The sequence below is a fragment of the Thioalkalivibrio sp. genome (genome assembly GCF_007692535.1).
Taxonomy (GTDB): domain Bacteria; phylum Pseudomonadota; class Gammaproteobacteria; order Ectothiorhodospirales; family Ectothiorhodospiraceae; genus Thioalkalivibrio.
In genome coordinates, this window is record NZ_REBW01000237.1 from 1 (window position 1) to 7,546 (window position 7,546).

At 65.6% G+C, this 7,546-nt stretch carries 6 protein-coding genes; all 6 read right to left on the reverse strand.

The window, feature by feature from the left end:
• Positions 1 to 307 precede the first annotated feature (307 nt).
• Positions 308 to 1,189 carry a c-type cytochrome biogenesis protein CcmI gene (ccmI, locus tag EA346_RS13400; protein ID WP_296759451.1) on the reverse strand — a complete coding sequence of 294 codons (882 nt, stop codon included), beginning with the start codon at positions 1,187 to 1,189 and terminating at the stop codon, positions 308 to 310.
• 251 nt (positions 1,190 to 1,440) lie between these two features.
• Entirely contained in the window at positions 1,441 to 2,709 is a 1,269-nt protein-coding gene (gene ccmI / locus EA346_RS13405; RefSeq protein ID WP_296759452.1) for a c-type cytochrome biogenesis protein CcmI, read from the reverse strand.
• 5 nt (positions 2,710 to 2,714) lie between these two features.
• Complete coding sequence (locus tag EA346_RS13410; RefSeq protein ID WP_296759453.1) at positions 2,715 to 3,248, reverse strand: cytochrome c-type biogenesis protein; 534 nt, start codon at positions 3,246 to 3,248, stop codon at positions 2,715 to 2,717.
• Positions 3,245 to 3,763, reverse strand: coding sequence for a DsbE family thiol:disulfide interchange protein (locus EA346_RS13415; RefSeq protein WP_296759455.1), 519 nt, complete (start codon positions 3,761 to 3,763; stop codon positions 3,245 to 3,247). The genes EA346_RS13410 and EA346_RS13415 overlap by 4 nt, the downstream gene beginning before the upstream one ends.
• Position 3,764: 1 nt before the next feature.
• On the reverse strand, positions 3,765 to 5,759 hold the full coding sequence (locus tag EA346_RS13420) for a heme lyase CcmF/NrfE family subunit (RefSeq protein WP_296759457.1): 1,995 nt from the start codon (positions 5,757 to 5,759) through the stop codon (positions 3,765 to 3,767).
• Between the two features lie 204 nt (positions 5,760 to 5,963).
• A partial coding sequence (locus EA346_RS13425) for an ammonia-forming cytochrome c nitrite reductase subunit c552 (RefSeq protein WP_296759458.1) occupies positions 5,964 to 7,546 on the reverse strand: 1,583 nt, incomplete at its 5' end.

Below are 7,546 nucleotides of genomic sequence, written 5' to 3' on the forward strand. Positions count from 1 at the left end.
GCTTCTTCATCACTTCGCCTCCTGATCCGTCAACCGCGCCATGCGCCGGAGCCAGGCTGCCGGCAGCCACCCAGAGCTCAACCCCCGACTACGGGGAGCGCGTCCTCAACCATAGGACGCTAAACCGCACATTTCCAGTAATCCCTTACGACCCGGTCAAGAGCCAGCCCGTCGTGCCTGCGCGGCACGCAGCGAACAAACCCGGGACCAGCAACCCTCATGGACGCACCGTGCCGATCCGCAGGAGTACATCGCCGCAGCCCGAGGTCCGCAACCAGCAGCGAGACCTTTCACGGCCATCCCGAATTCAGCGTTCGCCCGCAATCAGCGCGTCGACCTCCGCAAGATTGGCCCGGATGATCGCGCCGGTTTCCGATTGCGGCGACATCTGCCGTGCAATGCGTTGCCAGTGCTCGCGCGCTCCCGGATAGTCCCCGGCACGAAACGCGGCGGTTCCGGCAAGCCACCGGCCGGTCACGTGATCCGGGTCGATCTCCAGCGCCCGGCGCAGGAGATCGCTTGGCCGTCCCTCAAGGTTACCATTGCGCAGCGCCGCAAGAACGTCGGCATAGTCCACCAGGATGTCCGGGTCATGATCCCCGCCGTGCTCCAGCGAGCTGGCGTAGGCGTCCACAGCAGCACGCGTTCGTCCCATCGCATGATATACGCGCCCGAGTAGCGCCCAGCCCACCGGATCCTCCGGCGAGGCTTCCAGACGCTCCTGCAGCGCAGCGATGATCATCGCCGCCTCTTCCTCAGGATCCACCACCTCGGGCCCGGTCGCAGGCTGCGCCGTCTGGCGGGGGGGATCGAGGGCCAAAGGCCCGCCACCCTGCTCGGTGTAGATCATGACCGCGAAGAGCGGCAGCAGCGCCGCCACACTGGCCGCCACCGGCCAGCGCCACGAACGTCTCGGCGCACCAACCGCTCCGGCCCCGTTCCCCGCCATCTCCAGCAGACTGCGTTGCAGATCGACGCGGGCCGCGACGAACTGTGCCTCCGAGATCACCCCGGCCCGCCGATCCGCCTCCAGTTCGGCGAGTTGGCTGCGGTAGATGCTCAAGCCCAGGTCCTTGCCCCGGTCCCGGGGCGGTTTCGATGCCTCCGCCCGGGTCCGCCAGAGCGGCACGAACACGAACAGAAAGGACAATGCAATCAGTGCAGCCGCAAGGGCCCAGAACAGATTCATCCGGCACTCCGAAATTCAGACGGAAGCGTTGCCGGGCCGAAGGCACGACCCCGTCCATGTGGATGGTTCATGTACCGGCCAAGCCGGCTGTCTGCACCCTTCCGCCATGGCCCTCTCCCGCCCGTCCGTCCGAACGCACAGGACACCTCAGAACCTCAGGAGCGGCGATGAATGGCACAAACGCTGGGTGCACTCGCAAGCACCCGTTCCGGCTGCGCGGCTGGGGTTGCTCCCGGGGACAGCGGTCCGCATCAGGGCCGCACCGTGTCGATCATCAGGCGGATTCCGCGGCTGCCGACGTCGACCGTGTCGAGCGCGCCCTCCAGGTCACCCGGGCGGGCGCGCGAGTCGCCATCACGCGAGACTCGCGCCACCAGGGTAATGCTCTCGTAATTGGAGAGCAGGTGTTCGGGATCGGTGACCAAGCCGTCATCAATCACGAAATCGACCGGCAACTGATCCACGCGCGTGCTCAACGTCGCGATCGGGGCTCCCGCACCGCGGGTGCGCGCGAAAAGATAGACGATGTCATCCGGCTGCACCTGTGCTGCCAGATCCGCAGAGATCTCCACAATCCCGCTGATCGAGGAGGCCGGCGCCGCGAGCATCCCCGCCCCGCCAAAGGCCTCGGTATGCCCACGGACGCGGGCACCGCGCACCATCGCGGTCAACTCCGCATGCGCCGGGCTGCCCTCCGGCATCTGGCCCAAGGCCTGGTTCCAGTAGTAGGCGGCGGTCGTGAACTCCTCGTTCTGGTAGGCGTGGATGCCCGCCAGTTCCAGGGCCTTCTGATCCTCGGGGTCGATCTGCAGGGCCTGCCGGATCAGTTCCATCGGGCGGCCGTCCAGATCCCTGCCAGCATTCACCGCGATGGTCTCGGCATACCCCGACAGCACGACGGCCTTTTCCGGCAACAGGCCGTAGGCGCGGGCATAGGCCGACTCGGCATCCTCCCAGCGGTCCCGGGCGATATAGGCATTGGCAAGGAAGGCCCAACTCACTCCATCCTCGGGATTCTCGCGAACGGCCTGTTCGAGATCGGCGAGCGCCTGGTCCACCTGCCCGTCCAACCGCTGCAGCGCCTCCTGCATTTTCCGTTGGCGTTCCTGCTCGGCCTCCTCCGCCGCGGCCACCTTGACGATGAACCCAGGCTCACCGACGGCGAGATAGCCCGCACAGGCGAGCGCCGGAATCACGCCGGCCAGTGCGAAACCCATACGCCGCGTGTCCCGGGCGGGCCGTGACGGCTCGGATTCGGCACCCAGAGCGTCCTCGGCCAGACGCATCTCCAGCTCGGCTCGTGCGGCATCGCGCTGTTCATCGCTGATCAGGCCATTGCGATGATCCTCTTCGAGTTCCCGGTACTGGTCCCGGTACACCGCGATGTTGAGGTCCCGCCGGTCCAACCGTTCACGTGCCAAGAGGCCCCGGAACACCGAGGGCAGGATCCATGCAAGAACCGCCGCAAGCAGGAGCAGGGCAGCGAACCAGAAGACAATGAGACTCAGTGTGGCGCTCAAGGGATTTACCTCTCTTGTTGCAATGGGGGCCGCGGCGTTCCGGGGACGTCGGGAGCCTGTCCGGCGGGGGAAACGGGATCGGTCCGCAACAGCCTGGCCGCCTGGCGCAAGGCCTCGGGGCTGACCGCTTCGGGCTCCGGCATCGAGCGGCGCCGATGCAGCGTTGCAGCGGCTAGGCCGATTCCGATCAGCAGGAAAACGAAAGGGCCGCCCCAGAGCGCATAGGTCAACGGCTTCACCGGGGGGCGGTACAATACGAAGTCGCCGTAACGCGCGACCAGGGATTCCAGCACTTGCTCGTCCGTCAGGCCGTTGCGCATCATCCCGCGGATTTCCGCGCGCAGATCCAGGGCCAGCGACGCTCTCGACTCGGCCAGCGATTCGTTCTGGCAGACCACGCAGCGCAGGTCCACCGCCAGCTCGTTCAGGCGAGCCTCGAGCACGGGATCGTCCGCGGTCGGAAGCGCCGGCTGACTCGCTGGCAACGGCAGGGCCATCATGAAGACCAGCGCGCCGGCAACCAGGACAGCAGGGCTCATGGCCGCAACCCCCGCAGCACAGGCCGGAACTTCTGCTCCCAGACCTGCGGCGTGATCGGACCCACGTGCTTCATTCGGATCACGCCCTGGTGATCGATCACGAACGTCTCTGGCGTCACCGTGACCCCGTAGCGAATCGCCACGCGGCCATCGACGTCGTCCACGGCCTTCACGTACGGGCTCCCGTTCCGTGCCAGCAGGGGAGCCGCCTCGCGATCGAGATCCTTCCAGGTCAGGCCGTATACCGGTACGTCATCTCCGATCAGGTCGCGGAAGACCCGGTGCTCCTTCAGGCAGATGCTGCACCAGGGCGCCCAGATGTTCAGCAGCCAGACCTCACCGCGCACATCCGCCGGCGAGAACGTCTCGCCCGGACGGCCGACCACGGGAAGGGTGAAGTCAGGTGCCGTGTGGCCCACGAGTGGCGACGGCACCTCTTTCGGATTCAGGTATAGCCCAAGGTACAGAAACGCTCCGAGGGCGACGACAACGGCCAGCGGGATCCAGCGCCTCATCTCAACGCACCTCCGGAGCAGCCGCGGACGCAAGCGCAGGTTCGGCGTCAGGCACCCGGCGGCGCCTGAGCACCATCCGGTAGCGCGGGTCGGCCGCCGCCAGCCCGCCACCCATCGCAAGCAGCAGCGCGCCCGCCCACAGCCATCCGACGAACGGCTTGTGGTAGACGCGCACCGTCCAGACGCCGTCACCCAACGGATCGCCCAGCGAGATGTAGACGTCGCGGAACAGTCCGTAGTGCACGGCCGCCTGCGTCATGATCGCCCCGGACGCGTCGTAGTTGCGCTTCTCCGGGTACAGCATGAAGGAGCGCCCATGTGGGCTGGTGATCTCCATCGTGGCCCTGCCCGCGAGGTAATTGGGTCCGGGGACCTCCTCCACGCCGTGAAAGACGAAGCGGTATCCCGCCAGTTCCACGTGGCTGCCGATCGGCATCCGAACGTCGCGCTCGGTCTCGTAGTTCGACACCATCGTCACGCCAACCACGAGTATCGCCAGGCCCGCATGGGCCAACTGCATGCCCCAGAAGGCACGGGGCAGGCGCAGCAACTGGCGCCAGCGATCCGGACCCGCATGCTGCAGGCGTTGCGCAAAGCCCTTGATCACCGTGAAAAGGATCCAGAGCGCGAGGAACAGACCCAGCGTGACCTGCAGGTTCATCCCGTCCAGGGTGAGCGGCAGCAATGCCGCGGTCACAAGCGCCACCCCGAAGGCCCATTTCAGCCGCCACATCAGATCGGGCAGGCTCGCCTTTTTCCAGCGCGCAAGCGGCCCGATTCCGACCAGGAACAGTGCGGGCGCGACCAACGGCACGAAAACCGCATTAAAGTACTGCGGGCCGACCGAGATCTTGCCCAGCCCGAGTGCGTCCAGGAACAGCGGATACAGGGTGCCGAGCAGCACTGCACCCAGCGCCGCGATCAGAAACACGTTGTTGGCGAGCAGCAGCGACTCCCGCGAAAACCAGGCGAAAGAGCCGCCGGCCACCATGCGCGGGGCGCGCAGCGCGTACAGCGTCATGGACCCGCCAATCACCAGGCCCAGGAAAACCAGGATGAACAACCCGCGCGTGGGGTCCACCGCAAAGGCGTGCACCGAGGACAGCACCCCGGAGCGGACGAGAAAAGTGCCGAGCAGGGACAGGGAGAAGGTCGCGATCGCGAGCAGCACCGACCAGTTGCTGAATACGCCGCGCTTCTCGGTCGCGGCCAGCGCATGGATCAGCGCCGTCCCTGCAAGCCAGGGCATCAGCGAAGCGTTCTCGGTTGGATCCCAGAACCACCAGCCGCCCCACCCCAGTTCGCGATAGGCCCACCAGCTCCCGAGCGCCACGCCCAGGGTGAGGAAGGTCCACGCGGTGGTCGTCCAGGGACGCGACCAGCGGGCCCAGGCCGCATCCAGACGACCCGACAGCAGTGCCGCGATCGCAAAGGCGAAGGCGACCGAGAACCCGACGTAGCCCATGTAGAGCAAGGGGGGATGCGAGATCATCCCGGCATCCTGAAGCAGCGGGTTCAAGTCCCGCCCGTCCGCCGGAATCGGGAACAACCGCTCAAACGGGTTCGACGTGAACACCAGCAGCGCGAGGAATCCCACGCTGACCAGCCCGAGCACAGCCAACACCCGGGCCACCATCTCCTGCGGCAACTGCCTTGAGAATACGGCAACGGCCGCAGACCAGCCTGCGAGTATCACCGTCCACAGCAGCAGCGAGCCCTCGTGGGACCCCCAGGTCGCGGTGAACCGGTAGATCGCCGGAAGCTGGGAAAACGAATTCTGTGCGACGTTCTTCACCGAGAAATCGTGAGTGAGGAACGACCACGCGAGTGCCGAAAACGCAAGCAGGAGCAGCGTGAACTGCGCCTGGGCCAGCGGACGAGCCAACGCCATCAGGCGCTCATCGCCGCGTTGGGCACCCAGCAACGGCAGGGTTCCTTGGATCAGCGCCACCACGAGCGCCAGAATCACCACGAACTGGCCGAGTTCCGGGATCACGCGTCACCCCCAGAGTCCGGGCAACCCATCTCGACGCCAGGAGCACACCGGTTCAGCACTGCGACCGAGCGCATCGAGCCTCCAAGGCCTGAAACACCAGCGGACCTACCGGAAAAAGCCATTGACATCTGTTTAAGACCGCAACCAAGCATGGAAAAAGGAGCCGGCGACTGCGCCGGCTCCCCCCGTCGTCGGCACTGAGGGCTACCTCGCCGCCACCTGGGCGTCGATGGCTGCATTCAGTTTGGCGACCGCTTCCTTGCTCTTGGTGATGGACATCATCAGCGATTCACGCGCCTGATCGGGATTGTGGAAGCCCACCGAGTTCTCGGCGGTCCACCATTCCCAATGGAGGTGCGCGTCGTAATGCAGCACGCGCGCCTCGTCCAGGACGTCCTCGGAAACCCCGGCCCGCTTTGCGACGGGGAACAGATCGATCATCTGGGCCAGCCAGAACTCGGCCTTCATGATCTTGCCGTGCGTGTAGTTCTTGATGTAGTCGATCGTGTACTCAGCCTGCTCCGCGGTCCAGTCTGCATGGCAGTTCAGGCAGGCGCGGTTCATCATGTCGCGCGGGGTGCGCGGGCTGTGGACGGTGTACTCCTTGCCGTTTTCCAGCTTGACCTTCGGCATGTGGCAGTCCGCGCAGGCCACACCGTTGCGCTCATGCTTCGAGCCCCAGAAGGTCTCGAGTTCCGGATGCTGCAGCTTGGGCAGCGGCGCACCGGTGGTCACGTGGCGGAAGTCGAAGAAATCGATCCGCTCCGCGGCTTCCTTGTAGTCGAACACGTTGGCCCAGAAGAAGTGGTTGGTACGACGATCGTCCATGCCGACCGCGGCGCCATCACTCTGCTGGAAGCCAGGATTGCAGTTGTATTCGACATGGCACTGACCGCACATCAGGTTGGAGTCGGCGACATTCAGCAAGCCGATCTTGCGGAAGTCTTCGCCGCCACGCTGGAAGGTCACCGGCGTCAGCGTGATCCGCTCGCTCTTGGCCTCGTCATAGGGGTAGGTGCCGAGCCCCTGATCGACGACTGCATGGATCAGACCATCCCGCACCACGCGCGGCTCGGTCGAGTGCGGGTCGTGGCACATGTAGCAGTTCACCGGGTGGTGCAGGTCACGTGCAAACTCGACCACGCTCGAAGTCCTGGACCACTTCGCCGCTTCATGCTCGTCACCCATGTACGCCCAGTCGAGGATGTGGTCCTGGGTCTTGCAGTTCAGACACACCGGGTTCGCCGCGGTGGCCGTCTGGGCCAGGAAGCGGCGCTGATCGGAGGTCGATGGATCCTGATCCTCGATGACCGTCCAGGCTCCCCGCACGGCGCCTAGGCCGTCGGTGACCTTCGTCCAGTCCTTGTACTGGAAGCGGCCGCCGTAGGCCCGGTCAACGATGAAGTGATCCACCAGCATGAAGGCGTGGCTGCGGGGTTCCGCGTGTTCAAAGGAAAAGCCGTGCGCCCCTATCAGCTTGTCGAACTTGGGCGAACGACTGGTTGGGGCTGCCTTTTCGTAACGCGGGTGGGACTCGTGACGCACGGAGGCGAACGAGTTGAACTGCGCGGTATGGCAGGAGGCGCAGGCCTCAGGGGACGTGTGGGTGACCGGCCGCTCGCCCATGCGCCGGGTGCTGGCCGTCTCGACGTGTTCACTGGCATCGTGGCAGTGCACGCAGTTCACGGTCGCGTGCTTGCCGACCGTATGCATGTCCTCGATCTGCGCGTGACAGTCGTAACACTGCATCGCGTCCACGGGTTTGAGCGGCTTTTTCTCGCCTTCCG

Bases quoted from the DNA above. Each gene is read 5' to 3' on its own strand.
- ccmI (WP_296759451.1), bottom strand. From the start codon at position 1,189: ATGAATCTGTTCTGGGCCCTTGCGGCTGCACTGATTGCATTGTCCTTT.
- EA346_RS13410 (WP_296759453.1), bottom strand. From the start codon at position 3,248: ATGAGCCCTGCTGTCCTGGTTGCCGGCGCGCTGGTCTTCATGATGGCC.
- EA346_RS13415 (WP_296759455.1), bottom strand. From the start codon at position 3,763: ATGAGGCGCTGGATCCCGCTGGCCGTTGTCGTCGCCCTCGGAGCGTTT.